The 20,151-nt window shown below is 56.2% G+C and carries 19 protein-coding genes; all 19 read left to right on the top strand.

Features of this window, described 5'->3' with window-relative positions; translation table 11 throughout:
• Positions 1-208: 208 nt before the first annotated feature.
• The 19 genes from U1A53_RS00470 to asnB all read left to right on the top strand — a co-directional run bounded on the left by U1A53_RS00470 (position 209) and on the right by asnB (position 20,131).
• Positions 209-1,555 (top strand): ABC transporter ATP-binding protein, encoded by a 1,347-nt coding sequence (locus U1A53_RS00470; RefSeq protein ID WP_322278163.1) that lies wholly within the window; start codon positions 209-211, stop codon positions 1,553-1,555.
• A 2-nt stretch (positions 1,556-1,557) separates the two neighbouring features.
• Positions 1,558-2,748: an acyltransferase gene (locus tag U1A53_RS00465; RefSeq protein ID WP_322278160.1), complete on the top strand. Its 1,191-nt coding sequence runs from the start codon at positions 1,558-1,560 to the stop codon at positions 2,746-2,748.
• Positions 2,749-2,775: 27 nt separating this feature from the next.
• Entirely contained in the window at positions 2,776-3,582 is an 807-nt protein-coding gene (locus U1A53_RS00460; RefSeq protein WP_322278158.1) for a class I SAM-dependent methyltransferase, read from the top strand.
• Complete coding sequence (locus tag U1A53_RS00455) at positions 3,579-4,727, top strand: Gfo/Idh/MocA family oxidoreductase (RefSeq protein ID WP_322278156.1); 1,149 nt, start codon at positions 3,579-3,581, stop codon at positions 4,725-4,727. The genes U1A53_RS00460 and U1A53_RS00455 overlap by 4 nt, the downstream gene beginning before the upstream one ends.
• Positions 4,728-4,889: 162 nt before the next feature.
• Positions 4,890-5,420 (top strand): class I SAM-dependent methyltransferase, encoded by a 531-nt coding sequence (locus U1A53_RS00450; RefSeq protein WP_322278154.1) that lies wholly within the window; start codon positions 4,890-4,892, stop codon positions 5,418-5,420.
• A 51-nt stretch (positions 5,421-5,471) separates the two neighbouring features.
• Entirely contained in the window at positions 5,472-6,620 is a 1,149-nt protein-coding gene (locus U1A53_RS00445) for a DegT/DnrJ/EryC1/StrS family aminotransferase (protein WP_322278152.1), read from the top strand.
• A gap of 5 nt (positions 6,621-6,625) precedes the next feature.
• The gene (locus U1A53_RS00440) at positions 6,626-7,813 is read left to right on the top strand and encodes a glycosyltransferase (RefSeq protein WP_322278151.1); all 1,188 of its coding nucleotides are present in this window, start codon (positions 6,626-6,628) and stop codon (positions 7,811-7,813) included.
• 115 nt (positions 7,814-7,928) lie between these two features.
• The gene (locus U1A53_RS00435) at positions 7,929-8,732 is read left to right on the top strand and encodes a glycosyltransferase family A protein (RefSeq protein WP_322278149.1); all 804 of its coding nucleotides are present in this window, start codon (positions 7,929-7,931) and stop codon (positions 8,730-8,732) included.
• Entirely contained in the window at positions 8,732-9,694 is a 963-nt protein-coding gene (locus U1A53_RS00430; protein WP_322278147.1) for a glycosyltransferase, read from the top strand. Before U1A53_RS00435 ends, U1A53_RS00430 begins: the two co-directional genes overlap by 1 nt.
• 1 nt (position 9,695) lies before the next feature.
• Positions 9,696-10,430 carry a class I SAM-dependent methyltransferase gene (locus U1A53_RS00425; RefSeq protein ID WP_322278145.1) on the top strand — a complete coding sequence of 245 codons (735 nt, stop codon included), beginning with the start codon at positions 9,696-9,698 and terminating at the stop codon, positions 10,428-10,430.
• Positions 10,431-11,501 (top strand): glycosyltransferase family 4 protein, encoded by a 1,071-nt coding sequence (locus tag U1A53_RS00420; protein ID WP_322278143.1) that lies wholly within the window; start codon positions 10,431-10,433, stop codon positions 11,499-11,501.
• Positions 11,502-11,538: 37 nt separating this feature from the next.
• A complete protein-coding gene (locus U1A53_RS00415; protein ID WP_322278141.1) occupies positions 11,539-12,264 on the top strand; it encodes a methyltransferase domain-containing protein in 726 nt (241 codons plus the stop codon).
• A gap of 13 nt (positions 12,265-12,277) precedes the next feature.
• Positions 12,278-13,015, top strand: a complete 738-nt coding sequence (locus tag U1A53_RS00410) for a methyltransferase domain-containing protein (RefSeq protein WP_322278139.1) — start codon at positions 12,278-12,280, stop codon at positions 13,013-13,015.
• Between the two features lie 120 nt (positions 13,016-13,135).
• Complete coding sequence (locus tag U1A53_RS00405; RefSeq protein ID WP_322278135.1) at positions 13,136-14,173, top strand: glycosyltransferase family A protein; 1,038 nt, start codon at positions 13,136-13,138, stop codon at positions 14,171-14,173.
• Complete coding sequence (locus U1A53_RS00400) at positions 14,170-15,270, top strand: radical SAM protein (RefSeq protein WP_322278133.1); 1,101 nt, start codon at positions 14,170-14,172, stop codon at positions 15,268-15,270. Before U1A53_RS00405 ends, U1A53_RS00400 begins: the two co-directional genes overlap by 4 nt.
• A 119-nt stretch (positions 15,271-15,389) precedes the next feature.
• Entirely contained in the window at positions 15,390-16,037 is a 648-nt protein-coding gene (locus U1A53_RS00395) for an FkbM family methyltransferase (protein ID WP_322278131.1), read from the top strand.
• Between the two features lie 183 nt (positions 16,038-16,220).
• Positions 16,221-17,294 (top strand): glycosyltransferase family 4 protein, encoded by a 1,074-nt coding sequence (locus U1A53_RS00390; RefSeq protein ID WP_322278130.1) that lies wholly within the window; start codon positions 16,221-16,223, stop codon positions 17,292-17,294.
• A complete protein-coding gene (locus U1A53_RS00385) occupies positions 17,284-18,195 on the top strand; it encodes a glycosyltransferase (protein ID WP_322278128.1) in 912 nt (303 codons plus the stop codon). The genes U1A53_RS00390 and U1A53_RS00385 overlap by 11 nt, the downstream gene beginning before the upstream one ends.
• 4 nt (positions 18,196-18,199) lie before the next feature.
• Positions 18,200-20,131 carry an asparagine synthase (glutamine-hydrolyzing) gene (gene asnB / locus U1A53_RS00380; RefSeq protein ID WP_322278126.1) on the top strand — a complete coding sequence of 644 codons (1,932 nt, stop codon included), beginning with the start codon at positions 18,200-18,202 and terminating at the stop codon, positions 20,129-20,131.
• Positions 20,132-20,151 lie beyond the last annotated feature (20 nt).

Here is a 20,151-nt window from a genome sequence, read left to right as displayed (position 1 = left end):
AAAGCAGAAAGCAGAAAGCAGAAAGCAGAAAGCAGAAAGCAGAAAGCAGAAAGCAGAAAGCAGAAAGCAGAAAGCAGAAAGCAGAAAGCAGAAATGATCCAGAGTTAGGATTTTAACTTTCAACTTTTTCATTTTCAAATTTTCCGATGCCCCCTGAAATCCGGTCTCCGCATTTCTACTTTCTACTTTTTAAATTTCCCATTTTTTAATGCCCCCCATCATCCAGGTCGAAAACCTCGGCAAATGCTACCGCCTCCACCACGAGTCGCGGGAGCGCTACACCGCGTTGCGCGATGTCATCGCGCGGAAAGCGGGGAGCTTTCTTGAAAAGCTGAAATTGGGAAAGCAGAAAGCAGAAACCTTCGAAGGCGAAGCCCAAGATAAATTTCAACTTTCCCAATTTCCCATTTCTGCTTTTCCCGCTGCTCCTGCGGCGGAAGAAGACTTCTGGGCCTTGAAAGACGTCTCGTTCGAGGTGAAGCCGGGCGAGGTCGTCGGCATCATCGGTCGCAACGGCGCGGGCAAATCCACGCTCCTCAAGATTCTCAGTCGCATCACCGAGCCGACCACGGGGCGCATCACGTTGCGTGGTCGTGTGGCTTCACTGTTGGAGGTGGGCACCGGCTTCCACCCCGAGCTCACTGGTCGCGAAAACATCTATCTCAACGGCGCCATCCTCGGCATGACCAAGGTGGAGATCAAAAGCAAGTTCGATGAGATCGTCGCCTTTGCCGAGATCGAAAAATTTCTCGACACACCGGTGAAGCGCTACAGCAGCGGAATGTATGTGCGTCTCGCCTTTGCCGTTGCTGCGCATCTGGAGCCGGAGATTCTGATCGTGGACGAAGTACTGGCCGTCGGAGATGCGGAATTCCAGAACAAATGCCTCGGCAAGATGGAAGGGGTCGCACGGAACGAGGGGCGCACCGTGATCTTCGTAAGCCATGACATGCGCAAGATGACGGCGTTATGCAAACACGGCATCCTGTTGAATGCCGGCCGGGTGGAACTGGCCGGCTCTATGTCCGAAGTCGCCAACGCTTACATCGGCAGCCAATGCCGGGATGCGCCGGTGGTGGACCTGAGTTCCCGCAGCGACCGCTCTGGGAACAAAGAGGCGTCATTCAAATCCATTGCGCTCCTCAAAAGTGGCATGCCCGCCGTTTCTTTTGATTGCGGAGACGCCATTACATTCCGTATCACCCTTGATGTCATCAAGCGCGCAGGTGCCTCCATGGTCGCCGTTCTCATCACCACCGCCGATGCCATCCCCGTTCATGAGATGCGTCATGCCATGGGCGGCGGAACGTGGGACGCCGCACTGGGGTTGCATGAGTTTCAAATCACGGTTCCAAAGCTCGGCTTGTATCCCGGCGTCTATGCCATTGATCTTTGGCTGGGGAATGCGGGGCATGAGCGGGTGGATTACGTGACTAGGGCTGCAACCTTGTCCGTTGTGCAGTCCTTCTCGAGCGGTGTGAAATACACGCTGGATCGTGCCAATGGCCTCGTCTCCATTGAGGCCATCTGGGAGCACCGCCATCTGGAGCATTGATAATGTCACCATCCACCCGCCCCATTTTGGATACGATCAACTCTTCCTCGCGTTTCCTCGCGCTGGACGGGCTCCGGGGGGCGGCTATTCTGATGGTGCTTTCCTGGAATCTGGTCTCACAGATGCATACGGAGGCTGGCTCGCTGGCCGCGTATGCCCAGGCTCTCTGCCGGCTTAACTGGAGCGGCGTGGATCTCTTTTTCGTGCTCTCAGGCTTTCTCATCGGCGGAATTCTGCTCGATCAGAGGCGCTCGAGGAATCTTCTTCAAGTCTTCTATCTGCGCCGCGCTTGCCGCATTTTTCCGATCTATTTTTTGAGCCTCATCCTGTTCCTGATTGCTCGCTCCTGCCTTGATGGCACCAGTCACGAGTGGGGCTGGCTGCTGACAAACCAGGGCATGGGAGGCAAGGGGATCGGCACGGCCAGTCCCGTCCCTCTCTACAGCTACTTCCTCTATCTGCAAAACCTCTGGATGGCCTGGGGGCGGTCCTGGGGGCCCGGCTGGCTGGGGATCACCTGGTCGCTTGCCGTGGAGGAGCAGTTCTATCTTCTGCTGCCGTTCATCATCCTCGCGGTTCCTCAGAAGAAGACGCTCATCATTCTGTGCGCAGTCTGCGCCGCCTGCGCATTGTTTTTCCGCATGGGGCACGAGGGCCTTTCCAGATATTGCCTGCTGCCCGCGCGGATGGACTCGCTCATGGCCGGAGTGGTGATCTCCTGTTTGCTGCGGCAAGAGGGTTTCGTCTTGTGGCTTGGGAAGTCCGGGCGCGCCATCGCTGCGTTCGCCATTGTGCTGGCGGTCATGTTTGCCGCACTGATCATGCGGCCTTATGCGCTGGGTGTGCTGAATCACAGCTTCCTGGCTGTCTTTTACTCAACGGTCCTGCTGGGTGCAGTCATGTTTCCTTCCGGAGCTGCCGTGCGCGTGCTCGAGGCCGCGCCGCTTCGGTGGTTTGGGCGGGCTTCATACGGCATCTATCTGTTTCATGAGCCTGTCATAGGTGCGGCTCATGCGGTGGCTTTCAATCAGGCACCCAGGATTCATTCCCCGGCGGAGGCGGCGGTGTCCGTCGCGGCTATGCTTGCCGCCATTGGGCTGGCGGCGGTTTCGTATGAATGGTTTGAACGGCATCTCATTGCCTTCGGGAAACGCCATGCGTATGAAATGCCGGACAGTGTGACAGCGAAATAGACAGGATGGTACATTTTTAGCTCGCAGATGGAAGACTCCACCCAGGCAGCAGAATCACAGCGGTTGCGCAATTTTTGGAACAGCCGCTACAACACCTTCTCACTGAAGGAGTCGGGTATCATGTCCATGACGCCGGAGTATGGAGAGCTGCTCTACCGCTGCAAAAGAGCCGCCTATTTGAAAGCACTGCGTCTGGCCAGAGTCTCCCGCTGGGAGATGGTATGCATTCTGGATGCCGGCTGCGGGCAGGGATACTTCGCGAAGCTGGCGGCGTCGAAGTTTCCAAAGCTCAGCTATACGGGAGTGGACATTTCAGAAAAGGCCGTGGACCATCTCCGCGCGGAAATGCCGGAGCATGAATGGATTTGCGGAGATGTCTGCGACACGGCTTTCCAGATCAGGTCTGACTATGACGTCTGCCAGTCCATCGAGGTCATGCATCTCATCCTTGACGATGGGAACCACCGCCGGGCTTTACAGAAGCTTGCTGACAGCCTGCGTCCCGGTGGCACGCTCATCATTACAGATACACTGCCGGCGCAGCGCTACCAAGCAAACAACTACATCGTGTTCCGGCCGATGTCCTACTATAGGGAGGTGTTCAGGGAGGCTGGGCTGGCCCTGGAGCATGTGTTCCCCATGTATTACTGGATTCCGGACCGCGGTGCCATGTGGCATCCGGCGATCCGCGTGACGCGTCGTCTGTCGCCGCTGCTGATTTATGCACTGGACCGGTTTCTACTCACCATCCGTGCACCTCAGATCAAACCTTCCCATGACTCACAAATGAAAATGATGGTCCTGCGCAAACTGAATCCCTCGCAACGCTCATGAAAATCGGCATTGCAGGTTTTGGCGGGGCCGGCATGGCCCAGTTCAGGCATTTTCAGAGCCTGGGCTGCGAAGTTGGTGCCGTGTTCGACCCCAAGCAGCCGGGGCTGGAGCGTGCGCAGCGGGTGGCTCCTTCCATTTTGCTCACGGATGACTTTGAAACCTTTCTCAGCTCGGATGTGGACGCCGTCTCCATCTGCACTCCGGACCGCACGCACGCCGATTATTATGCTAGGAGCATTCGCGCTGGAAAGGACACCATCACTGAAAAGCCGCTGACGGACTCGCTTGAGGGCTGCAGCCTCATCCTGGATGCTGTCAGGGAGTGTCCTGACCGCATTGCCGCAGTGCAGCATCAGATGCGCTTCCTGCCGGTACATCTGGCAATGAAAGCGCAGCTCGACCAGAAACGCCTCGGCACGCTCAGCTACATTGAGGGTTATTACATACACAACCTCACGCAGCGGGCTTCGCTGTACGACCCTTGGCGTTTCGAGGACAATGCCACTCCGCTTGTTTACTCCGGCTGCCATTTTGTGGACCTTCTCCGCTGGCTGCTGAATGACGAAGTGGTCGAGGTCTCGGCCATGGCCAACAACCTGGCCTTTCCCGACTATCCCGAATCCGACATGAATGTGCTCCTCATGCGTTTTCGTTCCGGGGTCGTCGGCAAGGTGGTGACCGCTTTCGGATTCGGACGCCCCCAGGATCATTCGGTGAAGGTTTACGGGAATGAGCGCTGCATTGAGGACAATCTTGTCTTTGCCCGGGACGGCAGCTTCGAGATCATCGCAAGACCGGCCTTTCCGAAACCGCGCCCGGGCCTGCTCAATCTCATCAGATATGTCAGGCAGTGGAGCCGCCCCTGGCTGACGGTCAAAATCATGGAGATGCTGCTCTGCAGCAAGACGCTTCCCAGCGAGTACTCGGTTGCCCACTACCCGCTCCGAATGTATGAGCACGAATTCGCGGTGCGGGAGTCGCTCCGGGATTTCGTGCAATGCGTCCAGGAACGTCGCAAACCGGTCTGCTCCGTCGTGGATGCCGCCAGGACCGTGGCGACCTGCCTCGCGGGTGTCGAAGCCTACCGCACCGGGCAGCCGGTGAAAATGTCCAGCTTTTGGCTGCCTCAGTTTGACCAGCTCTGACCGCCAGTTCCGCCAGTTTTCAGATCACTCATGCATCCGATCCCGCCTCTCTCCGATCCTGACCTCTGGTGGCAGAACTACCAGACGGAATACGCAGGCCGTAGCTGGGCAAACTACCGCTGGCTTCTCTCCGAGTTCGTTTCCATGGCTCCATGTCCGCCGTTGCTCGACGTCGGCTGCGGGCAGGGCTTCCTGCTGGAGTGTGCCAGGCAGTTCGGCATCCCGTCTGTCGGGCTTGAAGGCAGTGAGCGCGCCTTGGAGAAATGCCGTGAGCTGCATCCGCTGGTGGATGCGCGCTTATGGCATGGCGGAGAAACGCTGCCCCTGGATTCCGCCTCCGTGGGCGGGGCCGTTTTGAATGAGTTTGTGGATCACATCTTCCCGGAGCAGAACGATCTTCTCTTCAGAGAACTGCAACGGGTGCTGCTGCCGGGTGGAGTGATCATTGTGAAGTCACCTTCCCGCCATAATCGCTTCGACATCGATCAGGGCCATGTGACATTTTTTTCACCGTCAGAGTTCCGTGCTTTTGTCGAATCGCATGGCTTCGATGTGATCTCTCAGCCCTTCGTGGCTCAGCCGCTGCTGGGACCATCGGCGTTCGCCAGCCGACTTGTTCGCTTGGCTGCAAAAGTGGTTGGCAAAGAAAAAATTGCTGCGCGGATTGATCTTGTGGCCAGAAAAAATGCCTGATCATCTGACCGCTCCGACATCCTGACACACTGCAAGATTGATTTAGAACTGATGAGAGACAGCTATCTAGTTTTTGGACAACCGGCCATCGAAGAGCCCGAGATCGAGGAAGTGGTGGACAGCTTGCGCAAGGCATGGCTGGGCACGGGACCCAAGGTGGCTGAGTTTGAAAGACGCATCGCCGCCCACAAGGAGGTGAAGCATGCGGTGGCCGTCAACTCCTGCACGGCCGGGCTGCATCTGGCCTGTCTGGCGCTCGGACTGCAGCCTGGAGATGAGGTTATTGTCCCTGCCATGACCTTCTGTGCCACCATCAATGCGGTGATTCATTCAGGAGCCACGCCTGTGCTGGTGGATGTGGATCCCGCCACGTTCAACATGGACCCGGAGGATGTCGCCCGAAAAATCACGCCGCGCACCAAGGCGCTCATGCCGGTGCACTTTGCCGGACGGGCCTGCGACATGAGCAGGCTGACGGCGCTGGCGGAGAAACATGGGTTGAGAATCATCGAGGACTGCGCCCATGCCATCGAGACCGAATTTCTTGGCCGCAAGGCGGGGACGATAGGCGATTGCGGTGTTCTGAGCTTCTACTCGACGAAGAATATCGTCACCGGCGAGGGCGGCATGGTTCTGACCAACGATGCGACCGTCGCTGCCCGCATCAAGGTGCTGGCTCTGCATGGCATGTCCCAGGACGCCTGGAAGAGATTCTCCGACGACGGATACAAGCACTACGAGGTCGTTGAGGCCGGCTTCAAGTACAACATGATGGATCTGCAGGCTGCCATCGGAATGCACCAGATCACCCGTGTGGAACGATACTGGAACAGAAGGCTTGAAATCTGGAGGCGCTACATGGCGGCGTTCGCCGATCTGCCGGTTGTTCTTCCGGCTGAATTCGAGGTTGGGTCAAAGCATGCGCTTCACCTGTTCACCTTGTTGATCAATCCTGATTGTGCTCCTGTTTCACGAGACCAGTTCATCAGCCGGATGCATCGTCAAAAAATTGGCACAGGGGTGCATTACCGCTCCATCCCGGAACATCCCGTTTATCAGGACAGGTTTGGATGGAAACTGTCTGACTTTCCTGTTTCGCAGAAAATCGGGGAAACAACCGTCTCCCTGCCGTTGTCGGCAAGACTTTCTGACGAGGACGTGAAGGATGTCATCGAAACGGTGCGGGGAATTCTGGAGTGAGCGAAGTGAATGCCAAGACCGTGTGTGTGGTTCATTGTGTGGAGCCATTTCTCAACGTGTCCGAAAACTGGATCTACCCGCAGGTCATGCGCGTGCCCGGGGTTTTGGGTTCCGTCCTGTGCAGCAGCACGGCAAACCTTGATGCCTTTCCCCTTGATGAAAATCGGATCATCCTGATTTCGGAAGGCAGATCAAAGCAGGGCCTCCTTGCGCGGCTGATCTTCTCACTCAGGAGCCGGCTTGGTATGAACAGGCGAAAAGCCGAGCGGCGTGTGAAGTCTCTAAAACCAGATCTCCTCCACGCGCACTTTGGCATGCAGGCTTGGGAGCAGCTTGGAATGGCAGCGAGACTGGGAATTCCACTTGTCACGTCATTTTACGGCTTCGATGCGTGGAGGCTCCCGACTGAGGAGCCCATTTGGTGTGGACGATATGCGCGGCTCTTCAGGCAAGGCAGATGTTTCCTCGTCGAAGGCCCGGCCATGAAAGAACGGCTTGTGACACTGGGCTGCCCTCCCGAAAAAATCATTGTACATCGCCTGGGCGCAGACCTCTCACGACTTCCTTACTCAGAACGTTCGTTTTCCAAGCCGCTGCGGGTGGTCATGGTGGGTCGGTTCGTTGAGAAGAAGGGGTTGGTGGACGGTGTCCGGGCATGTGTCATGGCCATGGCCGCCGGGATGGATATTCATCTCACCATCATTGGTGACGCCAGTCCCGATGATCCCAAGGGGCAGGAGATCAAGGCAGAGATTCAAAGGCTCGTCGCTGACCCGGCTTGTGCCGGGAGAATTCACCTCGCCGGTTTTTGTTCCCTGATTGAAACCCGGGAGATCATGGCCCGGCAGGATATTATGCTGTCACCCAGCCGCCACGCTGAAAGTGGGGATGCCGAGGGAGGTTCGCCCGTTGTGCTGACCGAGGCAATGGCCCAAGGGCTCCTTTGCATTGGCACCGCGCATTGCGACATCCCCACTGTCATCAAGGATCAAGTGACGGGCTATCTCTGTCCCGAAGGCGATGTTCCGGCCTTGACCTCGGCGCTGCTCCAATTGGGAGCTTCGGTGACACGGCTCCAAGAAATCACTCGATCCGGCCGTCAGCATATCGAGGTTTGCTTTAATCTTGAGAGTCAGATGACTGCGCAAGCGGAGATCTACCGGGCCTTGATTGCAGATAAAGTTGGATGCTGATCCTTCAGTAACGCTGCGTGTATCGAATGCTCTGAGAATAGCCGTGTTGCTTCTTTTGGTATCCTATCCAGCGCTTTGGCAGAGCCACTATTCACCCTGATTGTATTAATGTTTTATGGGTCAGTTTAATTGCGAAATCACCTTCGTCCTCTCACTAAAATCGAAACAAGTGGCGAAAAAGTGGGACAACACCATGCGCCTCTTTGAAGCGTGCGTGGGTTCCATCGTCGGTCAAAAAAACCCTGCTTGGCGGGCCGTTATTGTGGGCCATGAGAAACCGGAATGCCATCATTTGACCGATCCTAGGATTGAATTTGTCTCCGCTGATTTCCCGGTTCCGCCTCGCACGGACTATCATCTGCGATTGAAGGACAAATGGGATAAAGTCGCTCTGGGCTTGCGTCTTGCCGAGCGGTGCCAATCTAGGTTCATCATGGCCATGGACTCGGACGATCTTGTTAGCTCCAAGCTCACTGAATTGGCGGCGAAACACCCTGACTCGAACGGTTGGATCATAAAAAAAGGTTATGTGTACATCCCGGGGAGCTGGTGGATCCAGAGAACAAACAGATTTAACTGCGGGACAAATGCGATTGTGGCATCTCGTTGCATCACATACCCAAGAGGAACCAATTCGGCACAGGATGAGTTTGATTGCATCATTTTGCGATCTGGCCACTTGGGAATCGAAGATGCGATGCGTCAGGCTGGAACACCGCTCGAGGTTCTGCCTTTCCGTGGAGCTGTTTATAATACCGGGCATGGTGGCAACAATTCTTTGCTGGGTCCTTGGGGCGGGAAGGGGAAGAAGGGGCCGCGCTGGCTGCTGCAAGCTCTGCGAACCTATCAGCCTTTGACACCAGGCGTTCTTCATGAGTTTAATCTGGCTTCTCTGCTCAAGCGTGGGCACTTTGCATAATGATGGCTTCTATCCTTATCCCTTGCTACAATGCGGAGCGCTGGATTGGCCAGTGTATTGAGAGCGCGATTGAGCAAACTTGGCCGGATAAGGAAATTATTATTGTGGACGATGGTTCAACTGATCGCAGTCTCGAGATCATCAAGGGATTTGGCGGCCATATCCGCTGGGAGACTGGCCCGAATCGCGGCGGTAACGCAACACGGAATCGCTTGTTGGAACTTGCGCGTGGAGAATGGCTGCAATATCTGGACGCGGATGACTATCTCCTGTCGGACAAAATCGGCCCGCAGATGGAAGTGCCGGCGGAGCGTTCTGAAGCGGACATCATCTTCAGTCCGGTGTATTGGGAAGACGAAGTGTCTGGGCGACGGACATTGGTCGAGGTGCCTGAACCTAATGATCTGTGGGTTTTGCTGGCACGCTGGCAGATGCCACAGACCGGAGGTTTTCTCTGGCGCAAGCAGGCAATAGTGGATGTGGGTGGCTGGAAGCCGGGCCAGCCCTGCTGCCAGGAGAACGAGCTGCTCCTCCGCCTGATGATGGCTGGACGAAGATTTGTTTATGTGGACCATGCCGGGGCCGTGTATCGACAATGGGGAGAGCACACGGTTTGCAAACGGAACCGGCCGGAAGTTCACCAGCAGCGGCTGGAAATTGAACGTCGTGCCGAGGAGTGGCTTCGCCCTAGAGGTCAACTGACACCGGAACGTCTTGATGCGATCAACCAATCCCGATTTGAGGTTGCCCGTATGGTCTGGCAGTATGATCGCGGCTTTGCCGCCTCTGTTGTGAAGACCATCAAGGCCTCCTTGCCGGGCTTTGTGCCCCGTGGTGGTGCCGCGCCTTCCGGTTACCAGCGGGTATTTCGTCTGCTGGGCTTTCGCATGGCGGAACATCTGGCTTCGTTGCGCCGGAAATTTTCTCATACGTCCATGCGCGAGAGCTATCACTCAAACTAGCATGTCTTCGTTCCATCCTGCATACCGCGAATTACTGACTGAAAGCCCCTGCTTGCATGGTGAGGATGGCCAGAACCAGTGGTCATTGGCACAAGAGGTCATGGACTGGCTCACAGAGAATGTCAGACCAGGGGATCGCACTCTGGAGACGGGTTGTGGCTACAGCACCCTCATCTTTGCGATGGCCGGAGCACAGCACACGGTCATCTCTCCAATCCCCGAGGAACACGATCACATCCGGCGCTGGGGGCTGGCGCACGGCGTAGATTTTTCCAAGGTGACTTTCATCGCCGCGAAGTCGGAGGACGTGCTGCCGAATTTTGGACCGGAACCTCTGGATCTCGTTCTGATCGACGGCTGGCATGCAATGCCGGCACCGTTCATCGACTGGTTCTTTACCTGCACGAAGCTCGCTGTTGGCGGAAGAGTGATGGTGGATGACACGCAGATTCTTCCCTGCCGTATTCTCCGGGAATTTCTTGAACAGGAGACAGGGCGCTGGTCGCTGGAACGCCGCTTCAAGCGCACCGATGTCTTTCGCAAACTCAAGGAGCAGATGTTTGAGGGCGATTGGCGAGATCAGCCATGGGGAGCCAGGCCCATTCTCACGCTCGCTGATTACTTTCGCTTGATTGTGCGTCCCACGCTTGTGAGGGGGTTGCGGAGATTGCCAGGTATCGTGCCCGCTATGAAGAAGCTGCGCTCGTTGATCCAGAACAGAAATAAGTCGAACTAGATGAAAAATTCACGCTATTTGCTTCTGGCTAACGAAGTCGACGCACACGGAAAAAATTCTGGCTACACCCACTTGGCAGACTATGTACCGAATTCAAGCCTGCTCAAGACCCGACGTGAAGAACCCCAAGGTCTGCCCCAGCGTTTGTTCGTGAAACTGTTGACTCAGTTCACTGGCACCCTTTGGTATCGACTTGGTTCGCTCCAAGTCGAATGGCAGGCAAGGAAAATGCTGAGAGCCGGGTTCAATGGAGTAGTTCACATTTTGTGGGGAGATCAAGATTGGGGGTTCCTCGACTATTGGGCCCGAAAGGCGGGCGTGCCTCTGTGCGCCACCTTTCATTGTTGCCCGGACACATTGCCGGAGATACTCCGTTTTCCCTCACGTTTGCGAAGGCTGAGTGCCGTGATACTGATGAGCGAGGTTCAGCGTCCATTCTTCCTCAGTCAAGGGATTGCACCAGAGCATATCCATGTCTTGCATCACGGGATCGATTGTGACTTTTTTCGGCCGCAAGAACTTCAAAAACCCGGTCCTTTCACCGTTATATTCGTCGGCAACTATCGGAGGAATTTCACGCGGCTGATTGAAGTCTGCCGACGCCTCGCGGCCGATCCAGGCATCCGGGTCAGGGTGGTGGCACCTTCACAGCACCGGGAAAAATTCAAGGATGTGCCGAACGTGGATTTTTGTTCGGGATTGAACGACGACGATCTACGGGAGGCCTACCGGTCCGCATCCTGCCTGCTTATGACAGTGGATGCTGCGACCGCCAACAATGCGGTCTTGGAAGCGATGGCCTGCGGCCTCCCTGTTGTCACTGAAGACGTAGGTGGCATCAGTGAGTACACCGGCCACGATGCTGCTGTCCTGTGCCCGGCCGGTTCTGTGGATGCTCTGGTGGCTGCCGTGCTCGACCTTCGCAACCAGCCGGAGCGTGCGACCAGACTTGGAATTCTCAGCCGAGCTCGGGCGGAGGAACTGGACTGGCCCAAAGTAGGACAACGAACCGTGGGACTCTATAAGGAAATTCTCGCCCGCTACGCCGAAGGTAAATGTGTGCAAATTTAATCTGGATCAAGACACCTAAACTCAGCACCATCGCATTATGAACATGGCTGGATTCCGTAAACTGCAACACCTCGTACCTCCCTTCTTTCGACCGGTAGTAAAATCGCTGGTGATTCGAATGCTACCACCCACGGTCAAATACGAGCACGAACTCGCCTTCTGGAAATACGAATGGGAACAGGACGGTCGCTGCTTCAAGAACGACTACTACAAGGGAACGATGCTTGGCATGGCTCAGGAGGAGGATGACGGTTTCCTTGCTGGTAAAATCGTCGCGGACTTTGGTTGTGGTCCCCGTGGCAGCCTTGTGTGGGCAAAGAACGCCCGGCTCCGGATCGGGATCGACGTCCTGACCGAGGTTTATTCCAGATTTGAAATTCGCACCCACGACATGGTCTATGTGGAGAGTTCGGAGAAACAGATTCCACTGCCTTCGGGCTATGTGGATGTGATGTTCACACTGAATGCGATGGACCACGTGGTGGATCTGGACGCCATGTGCGCCGAAATACGGCGGGTGATCGTGCCCGGTGGAACCTTGATCGGGTCGTTCAACCTGGATGAAGAACCCACACTCTGCGAGCCTCAGACCCTGACGGAGGCCCAGGTGAAGGAAAGCCTGCTGAAACATTTTGATATTGTCAGCTACCGGACCGCACCCAAAGGCCCCAAAGGAGCTGCCTACAGCCACTTTACCGATAACTCGCCGCCACCCACGTCTGGCGAGAGATTTCTGTGGGTGAGGGCGACGAAGCGAGTCTAACAAAATACACTGCATGACCTTCGTCAAAAGTCTGTTTCATCGTCTTGGCCTTTATGACCAAGCAAGTCGGGCGTGGATGTGGCTTCAACCTAAAGTCGAACGCACTCGACGGCTTGCAACGTTTAAAGACCGGCGTGTCGCACAGCTATATTTGAAGCAGAATGGCCCGAAGAAACTGCACATCGGCTGTGGTCCCCACAACCTTCCAGGCTGGTTGAATGCCGACCTTTATCCAACCGGTAATCAGATCCGGCTTGATGCAACCCGTAGGTTTCCCTTCGATGAAGATGTCTTTGATTATATCTATAGCGAGCACATGATCGAACATGTGCCTTGGACGGATGGAGTGAGGATGCTCCGCGAATGCTTCCGTGTGCTCAAACCAGGAGGTGTTATTCGCATTGCAACCCCCGACTTAAAGTTCGTGACCAGATTGCTCCGGGGGGAGCTTTCTCCGCTGGAACAGGAATACATCCGGCAAAGCCGGGATCGCTGGACACCTTGGGCTCAGGACGCGACCGCCGCCTATGCCATCAACAACTTCATGCGGGCCTGGGGGCACCAGTTCATCTTTGATGAACCGACGCTGAACCGCTCGCTCGCGCTCGCCGGGTTCGATGCCGTGACGAATCCCCTCCTTCAAGAGAGCCGGCATGCCGCTCTCAGCAACCTCGCCGCTTCAGAGCGCATGCCGAACGGTTTTCTGGCACTCGAAACGCTGGTTGCGGAAGGCCTCAAACCTGGGTTATGAATGCGTGGCTAGTGAGAGAAACAGGATTGATCTCCTAACAAACTAGATCAGTCCATCCGAAACGACTTTTGGGCGCATGTAACAAATGCCTGCCACCCTTTGAGTGATTCCCGCCAGTCCATGGCCCGTCCCTCAAACCATACGTATAAATCCATGCCAGAAGGAAACCCAACTGCCAGCGTGATTATTGTCACGCGGAACCGCAAAGCTGATCTTCGAAGGGCTTTGTATTCCACATTGATGCAAGACATTCCTTGTGAAGTCATCGTTGTTGATGATGCTTCGACAGACGGAACGGTCGAAATGGTCCGCCAGGAATTTACCAGCGTTCGGCTGGTGGAGTCTGAGATATCAGTGAACTGTTGTGTGCAGCGTAATCGTGCCGCTTCACTGGCTCACGGTGAATATATCATTTCCATTGATGACGATGCGGAATTCTCAACGGCTTCCATCGTGCGCCAAACCTTGGCGGACTTCAGCCATCCCAGGATTGCCGCAGTTAGCATTCCACACAAGGACATCCTTGTCAGCCCAGAGATTAGGACTCCAATCCCGGCTGGACCGGGAACATGGGTTGTGGGCGCTTTTGTTGGAACGGCGTACGCTGTCCGACGCGATGTGTTTCTGCAATTTGGGGGCTATCGAGAGGCATTAGAAACCGGAACCGAGGAACGGGACTTTTGCTTGCGACTTCTGAACTTCGGCTACGTTACCGCGCTTGGAACTGCCGATCCCATTCTCCACTATGCCTCACCTGTGAGGGACGGCTGGCGTCGGCGTATGTTGGAGCGCAGAAATGATCTTTGCCATGCTTTTTGGAACGTGCCCCTGCCTGATCTCATTTGCCACTTTCCTGGAACCATCTTCAATGGGTTGCGTTACGGGTTGACCCATGGCTGCCTGTATCCGACCTTTGTTGGGTACATTCATGCGATTTTTTTCATTTGCCAGACCCTTCGGCTTCGGAATCCCGTTGCCGGGCAGACTTACCGGCTTGGTCGCAAGCTAAGCCGCATCGGAATATTGCCGCTTGAAGAAGTCGCCAAAATCTTGGGGCCGTTGGGGCGAGGGACACTGCATGAATCAGAACTTCAACCCGGCGGGTTAAAAGTTGTCTCAGCGAGGGACAAACCTCAAGCAAAGAGGACTACTTTATGAATCTACCGAATCTCGTTTCCCTGTTCACCCGCAAAGCGCTGTATCAGTTGGAACGGTTACGGGCTATGCTCATCTATCCCTTCCACAAGAAAGCGCTGATCAGTCGTCTTTCAGCGGCGATGGGAAACGTGAACATCGAGACCACAAACATCTGCAATGCCAAATGCGTGTTCTGCGCCTATCAATACCAAACCCGGCCGACTGGCGTGATGGACATGGATTTGTTCCGCAAGATCATGGCCGATTACATCGAGTGCGGAGGCGGCAACCTTGGATTCACCCCCACCGTCGGGGAACCGCTGGTGGACAAGCACATCATCGAGCGCATCCGCTATGCCCGCAGCCACCCTCAGATCAAGACCATCTCGATGTATTCCAACATGTTGACCTTGCACAAGCTGGGAGCGGAGGAGCTTGTCACCTCCGGTCTGAGTGCGCTGACCGTATCCACCTCCGGTTTTGACCGTGAGATGTATCTGCGGGTTTACCGGTCAACGATGTATGAGCAGATGCTCAAAAACGTTCTGGAGTTCGCCGAGATCAACAACCGTCTCGGGCGGCCCGTTCAGCTCTTTGTGGACATGCGGGTGGACCGCCCGCTCAACGAGGTTCTTTCCTATCCCGACTACCACAGGGTGGTTCAAGCCGTGAGCTCAGAAAACATCGGGGTGAAATTCCGTTACGATTCATGGGGGGGCAAAATCTCCCAGGACGAGTTGACGGGAAACATGAAACTGCGGCACAACCACCAGCCGAAGTGGAGTCCATGCAGCGAGCTGTTTTTCGGTCCCATGGTCTATTGGGATGGGAAAGTGGGAGGGTGCAACTGCCGCGACGTGGATGCAAGGGAACTCGTGGTGGGAAATGTGCGTGATCAACATCTGGCCGACATCTGGTTCGGCCCGGGGATGCAGCAGCTGAGAAAGGAGTTCACCACTCCTAAAATCAAGAATCTTTGTCTAACATGTACACACTACAATCACCTGTCAGTGTATCTCAGAAAGGACACGGCGGAGGTTCTTTCCAACTTCACGCCATGCCAACGTCCGCTTAAGGTACTACCCTCGCCTCCGGTTGATCAGGAAATCGTTGTCTGAGACCTGTTATGGCCTGCCGCAGATCCTTATGTGGTGATCCAGACGTGTGGACTTAACAGAAACCGCTGATTACTTTCGTGAATGTGTCTTATTACTGGTGCCACTCCTTCCTTCCCGGTTTGATCCGGCATGACGGAGTGGTGTTTGACTTCGGCGTTAACAATGGCGGTTTTGCGCGCCTAGTGGCACCAAAATGCGCGCGTGTCGTCGGCTTTGAAGCTGATCCGACCTGGCTGGGCAGGGTTTCACTCCCGGCCAATGTGCGTGTCCTGCCACAGGCGTTGGCGGCAAAAGCTGGCACGCTGCGCTTTCACGTCAATCAGGCTACCTGCTCTTCCTTACACTACTCCGACGTTGGTGCGGAAACGGTGGAGGTGCCGGCCGTGACCCTCGCGGATGCACTGGCACTCGAACCGGCTGCGCGCATTGACCTGATCAAAATGGACATTGAGGGCGAGGAAGTTGCCGTGCTGCGGGATGCGCCTTCGGAGTTGTTTGCGCGTGTGGGCCAGATGACGGTGGAGTTTCACGACTTTCTCGACCCCTCGAGCCTCCCGGCGATTCTGGAGGTGATCGAACGGATGAAGTCCCTTGGCTTTCTGGTGTTCAAGATGAGCTGGCACAGCTACGGTGACATGCTGTTTGTGAACCGGCGTCTTCAGCCAATGTCACTGCTTCAACAGTTCAAGGTGGGAGTAATCCACAAGTATGGCTCCGGGATCGGACGCATCCTGCGACGCTGGTTTTTATCGAAGGCAAAAAGATAAGTGAACAAGTTAGACAAGCCAAGTTGTACCTGGGTAGTGGCCCGCTTCGGTGCATACATGCATTACGCAGTACCGCGTATCCTCCACCGCGAGGGGATGCTTGAGCGCCTGTACACGGATTTTTATGCCGGGGACGCGGGAACTAGTTTACTGGCCTTGCTCCCGGCCAGCTTGCGGCCTGCCGTGGTCAACCGCCTCCTGGGACGCCGCAGCGATGATCTGTCACGGGAGCTGATCCACTCGTTTCCCTTGCTGGGTTTGGAGTATTTTGCCCGGCAGGCGCTGGCCAAGAACATCGAATCCCGGAGCGCCGCCTATCTTGCAGGGGGGAAAAAGTTCGCGCGGCAAGTCGCCAAGGCTGGCTTTGGAGCGGCGGGTGGGGTGTTTGGCTTCAACACAGCGGCGCTAGAGTTGCTTCAGGCCGCGCGGAAACGCGGTCTTAGGACGGTCATGGAGCAATGCATTGCTCCACGCGCCTACGAGGAGGAACTCCTCGCTCTGGAGCAGGACCGCTTTCCCGGCTGGGAACCACCGCGTGTGCGTGGTCCGTCCACGCAGGAGACCATCGAGCGCGAGCACGAGGAGTGGGCGCTGGCAGACCTCATCCTGTGCGGCTCCGAGTTCGTGAAGCACGGCGTGGCCCATTGCGGCGGGCCGGTGGAACGCTGTGTGGTGGTTCCTTATGGTGTGGACACTCGATTCTCCCCAGTCCCGCGCAGCGGGCGCAGCGGCCCACTGCGCGTGCTCAGCGTGGGCGAGGCGGGGCTGCGCAAAGGGGTGACTTATGCGATGGAAACAGCACAGATGCTCGGAGCGGACGCAGAATTCCGCTGGGTTGGCAGCGTCTCGCTCGAACCCTCGGCGCGGTCACAGGTGGCGAAATTTGTCCAACTCGCCGGAGCGATCCCGCGCAGCGAGATGCGCGCCCAGTTTGAGTGGGCGGATGTCTTCTTCCTTCCTTCTGTCTGCGAAGGTTCCGCCACGGTCACCTATGAGGCGCTGATGTCGGGCCTGCCGGTGGTCACGACGCCGAACACCGGCAGCCTGGTACGCGATGGTGTGGACGGTTTCGTCGTGCCGGTCTGTGACACCGCAGCGATGACGGTGAGGCTGGGCATGCTCCATCATGATCGGGATCTCGTCCGCAAAATGGGCGAAGCTGCCGCTGCCGCGACGGACCTCGTATCCCTGGATGCCTATAGTCAACGCCTGCTGGCTGCACTGCATGGGGCAAACTCAAGTTCTCATGGTGGATGAGAAGTTTTCACCGGCCTTGGGACCCGGCAGCGTACCGGTCTCGGCCATCGTCACCGCCTTTGATCGAGGCGTGCAAACACGCGCAACGCTTCGTTCGATCCTTGCCTGCCATCCTCCACCGGCGGAAGTCCTCGTTCATGTTGATGGCGGCCAGACGAAGTTTGCGCTTGAACTTGAGAAAGAATTTCCTTCCACCCGCATCTTGTTTTCTACGGAAACAAGCGGGCCTGGAGGGGCCCGGAACAAGCTCCTGTGCGCCGCCACCCACGAACTCGTGGCGAGCTTCGATGATGATTCCAGACCGGAGGACATGATTTTTTTTCAACGGGTCGTCGAACTTGCGGCTCGTTTTCCCGATGCTGCGATTCTTGCCGCAAACATCCGCGAAGGGAATTCAAATGAATTCCTTCCGGAGGACAGTCCCATATGGCGCACAGATTCGTTTGTCGGCTGCGGCTGTATCTACCGGCGTGACATTTTTCTCAAAACCGACGGCTATGTTCCCATCCAGCCCGCCTATGGGATGGAAGAGTCTGATCTCTCCTTGCGTCTTCACGAGGCAGGTTGGCGAATTTATCTCCTACCCTCGCTTCGGGTGGCACATCACCCGGACATGGTGAACCACTCACGGCCCCACATTAATGCGGCTTCAATTGCCAACCTTGGGCTTCTCACATTCCTGCGCTATCCGGCGCTGCTCTGGCCGCTTGGCTTTGCACGTTGCCTTAAACGTGCCTGGTGGCTCATACGTCATGGGCGTCGGAGCGGTATTATGCGTGGTTTTTTCATGATACCGGTGCTGGCTTGGCGCTTTCGTTCTGTTCGAAAGCCCGTTTCTGCACGCACAGTGCTGGGTTCCCTGAAATTCGGCAAACCAGCAACTTCCTTCAACCACTCTTGATTCCATGTGCGGTATTGCCGGCTACTTCAATCTAAACGGTGCTCCTGCTGAAGCGGCGGTGCTTGCCCGGATGATCGACATCCAGCGTCATCGTGGGCCGGATGATCAGGGAATACGGTTGTTTTCACTTCGCTTAGCAAGATCGCATGAATTGAAGCCGGGAGGTGGCCCTGCTGGAAATGCCTTTGAAGGAGCACTGGGATTCAATCGTCTGAGCATCCAGGACCTCTCCGAACTTGGCCACCAGCCCATGCTCAATGGCGACGGCAGCATCATTCTGGCGTTCAACGGGGAAATCTACAACGCACCGCAGCACCGGCGGGACCTCGAAGCTTCGGGCTGCCAGTTCCGCAGCCACACCGACACCGAGGTCATTCTCAAGCTCTACGAAACGCACGGTTTCGATGGCATGCTCGGGCGTCTCAATGGGATGTTCGTGATTGTCATCATCGATCTTCGACAAGGCGAAATCCATATCGCGCGCGATCATCTTGGCATCAAGCCGTTCTACTGGACGATGGCCGGGCAGGCGCTGTTGTTCGCCTCGGAGGCGAAGTCGTTCCTGATGCATCCCGCGTTCAAGGCGGAGGTGGACACCACTCACCTAGATGAATACCTTGCGTTTCGTTATGTCGCGGGAGAAAACTACCTTCTCAAAGGCGTGCGGCAACTTCGCCCAGGACATTGCCTGCGGATCACGGCGGAAGGCGTTTCCGTCCGACGTTACTGGGAGATTCCAGATGGAAGCGAGCAGGCGTCGCTGACCGATGATGAGGCGCTCGACAAGGTGGATCATCTCCTGCGTCAGGCGGTGAAGTCCCAGCTCATCAGCGATGTGCCGGTCGGCTGCCAGTTGTCCGGCGGAATCGACTCCTCGTTGGTGAGCGTCTTTGCACGTTCTCACTTCGATGCCGATATGCAGACTTTTTCAGTGGTCTTCGATGATCCAGGCTATTCGGAAGAGCACTGGATGTCACAGGCGGCAAATGCGGCAAAGGCCGACAGTCATCGCTTCATGTTCAGCGACGGGTTCTTCTTTGAGACTCTTGACCGTGCCTCATGGCATCTCGACCAGCCTTTGAATCATCCAAACTCGCTCGGCATCTGGCTTCTGGCGCGTCGGGCGCGGCCCTTGGTGACGGTGTTGCTGAGCGGAGAAGGTGCTGATGAAATTTTTGGTGGCTACTCACGGTTCTATTACGCAGGGCTGAGACCCAAGGTGTCTCCCTGGCTTCCGTTGCTACGGCGGGCACCGAAGATCGGGATGCGGCTCGAACGGCAATTTGGCGGCAATCCGGTGGACAGTTTTATAGGTGCCTCGTTGTGGCAGCGGTCTGATTTGCTGCTGCAACTAAGGCCGGAAGCAGATTTCGAGAATCTGATGAGCCGGCGACGTGTCATCTTTGCGGAAGGGCAGGCTGACCATCTCGGCAACTGCCTGAAATACGAAATGCAGACTTACATGGTGGACCTGCTAGTGCGCCAGGACAAGATGACGATGGCCCACTCGCTGGAGAATCGGGTGCCGTTTCTTGATCTCGATCTCATGGCCTGTGCGCGTAGTCTGCCGCGACGCTGTCTCGTCAGTCCGTCGATTTCATTGCGCGATTCGCGGATGCGGGCGACGAAGGTGGTTCTCAAACGCCTCGCCCGCCGGACCTTTGACGAAAAGTTTGTTTATCGCCGCAAGTCGGGGTTCAGTCTGCCGCTGGAACAGTACTTTGCCGACAAGCGCTTTGAATCCCTCATGGAGGACCGGCTGCTACCGGGAATGAAACAACGCGGGCTCGTCAATGCCGACGTCGTACGCCGCTGGTGGAAAGATCTGCCGCACCTGCCACCGAGCATGGCGGAGACGCTCTGGATACCAGTGGCGCTGGAACTCTGGGCACAGCAGTTTATTGATGCCAGCACCACTCAAACTGCCTTAACGTGACGACAACACCTTGCATTGTA

This window comes from Prosthecobacter sp. (assembly GCF_034366625.1).
Taxonomy (GTDB): Bacteria; Verrucomicrobiota; Verrucomicrobiia; order Verrucomicrobiales; family Verrucomicrobiaceae; genus Prosthecobacter.
This window is presented reverse-complemented; position numbering and strand designations above follow the sequence as displayed.

What these genes read in the sequence shown, in the direction of transcription:
- U1A53_RS00470 (WP_322278163.1), top strand. Translation starts at nt 209, where the DNA reads ATGCCCCCCATCATCCAGGTCGAAAACCTCGGCAAATGCTACCGCCTC.
- U1A53_RS00465 (WP_322278160.1), top strand. Translation starts at nt 1,558, where the DNA reads ATGTCACCATCCACCCGCCCCATTTTGGATACGATCAACTCTTCCTCG.
- U1A53_RS00460 (WP_322278158.1), top strand. Translation starts at nt 2,776, where the DNA reads ATGGAAGACTCCACCCAGGCAGCAGAATCACAGCGGTTGCGCAATTTT.
- U1A53_RS00455 (WP_322278156.1), top strand. Translation starts at nt 3,579, where the DNA reads ATGAAAATCGGCATTGCAGGTTTTGGCGGGGCCGGCATGGCCCAGTTC.
- U1A53_RS00445 (WP_322278152.1), top strand. Translation starts at nt 5,472, where the DNA reads ATGAGAGACAGCTATCTAGTTTTTGGACAACCGGCCATCGAAGAGCCC.
- U1A53_RS00435 (WP_322278149.1), top strand. Translation starts at nt 7,929, where the DNA reads ATGGGTCAGTTTAATTGCGAAATCACCTTCGTCCTCTCACTAAAATCG.
- U1A53_RS00430 (WP_322278147.1), top strand. Translation starts at nt 8,732, where the DNA reads ATGATGGCTTCTATCCTTATCCCTTGCTACAATGCGGAGCGCTGGATT.
- U1A53_RS00425 (WP_322278145.1), top strand. Translation starts at nt 9,696, where the DNA reads ATGTCTTCGTTCCATCCTGCATACCGCGAATTACTGACTGAAAGCCCC.
- U1A53_RS00420 (WP_322278143.1), top strand. Translation starts at nt 10,431, where the DNA reads ATGAAAAATTCACGCTATTTGCTTCTGGCTAACGAAGTCGACGCACAC.
- U1A53_RS00415 (WP_322278141.1), top strand. Translation starts at nt 11,539, where the DNA reads ATGAACATGGCTGGATTCCGTAAACTGCAACACCTCGTACCTCCCTTC.
- U1A53_RS00410 (WP_322278139.1), top strand. Translation starts at nt 12,278, where the DNA reads ATGACCTTCGTCAAAAGTCTGTTTCATCGTCTTGGCCTTTATGACCAA.
- U1A53_RS00405 (WP_322278135.1), top strand. Translation starts at nt 13,136, where the DNA reads ATGGCCCGTCCCTCAAACCATACGTATAAATCCATGCCAGAAGGAAAC.
- U1A53_RS00400 (WP_322278133.1), top strand. Translation starts at nt 14,170, where the DNA reads ATGAATCTACCGAATCTCGTTTCCCTGTTCACCCGCAAAGCGCTGTAT.
- U1A53_RS00385 (WP_322278128.1), top strand. Translation starts at nt 17,284, where the DNA reads ATGGTGGATGAGAAGTTTTCACCGGCCTTGGGACCCGGCAGCGTACCG.
- asnB (WP_322278126.1), top strand. Translation starts at nt 18,200, where the DNA reads ATGTGCGGTATTGCCGGCTACTTCAATCTAAACGGTGCTCCTGCTGAA.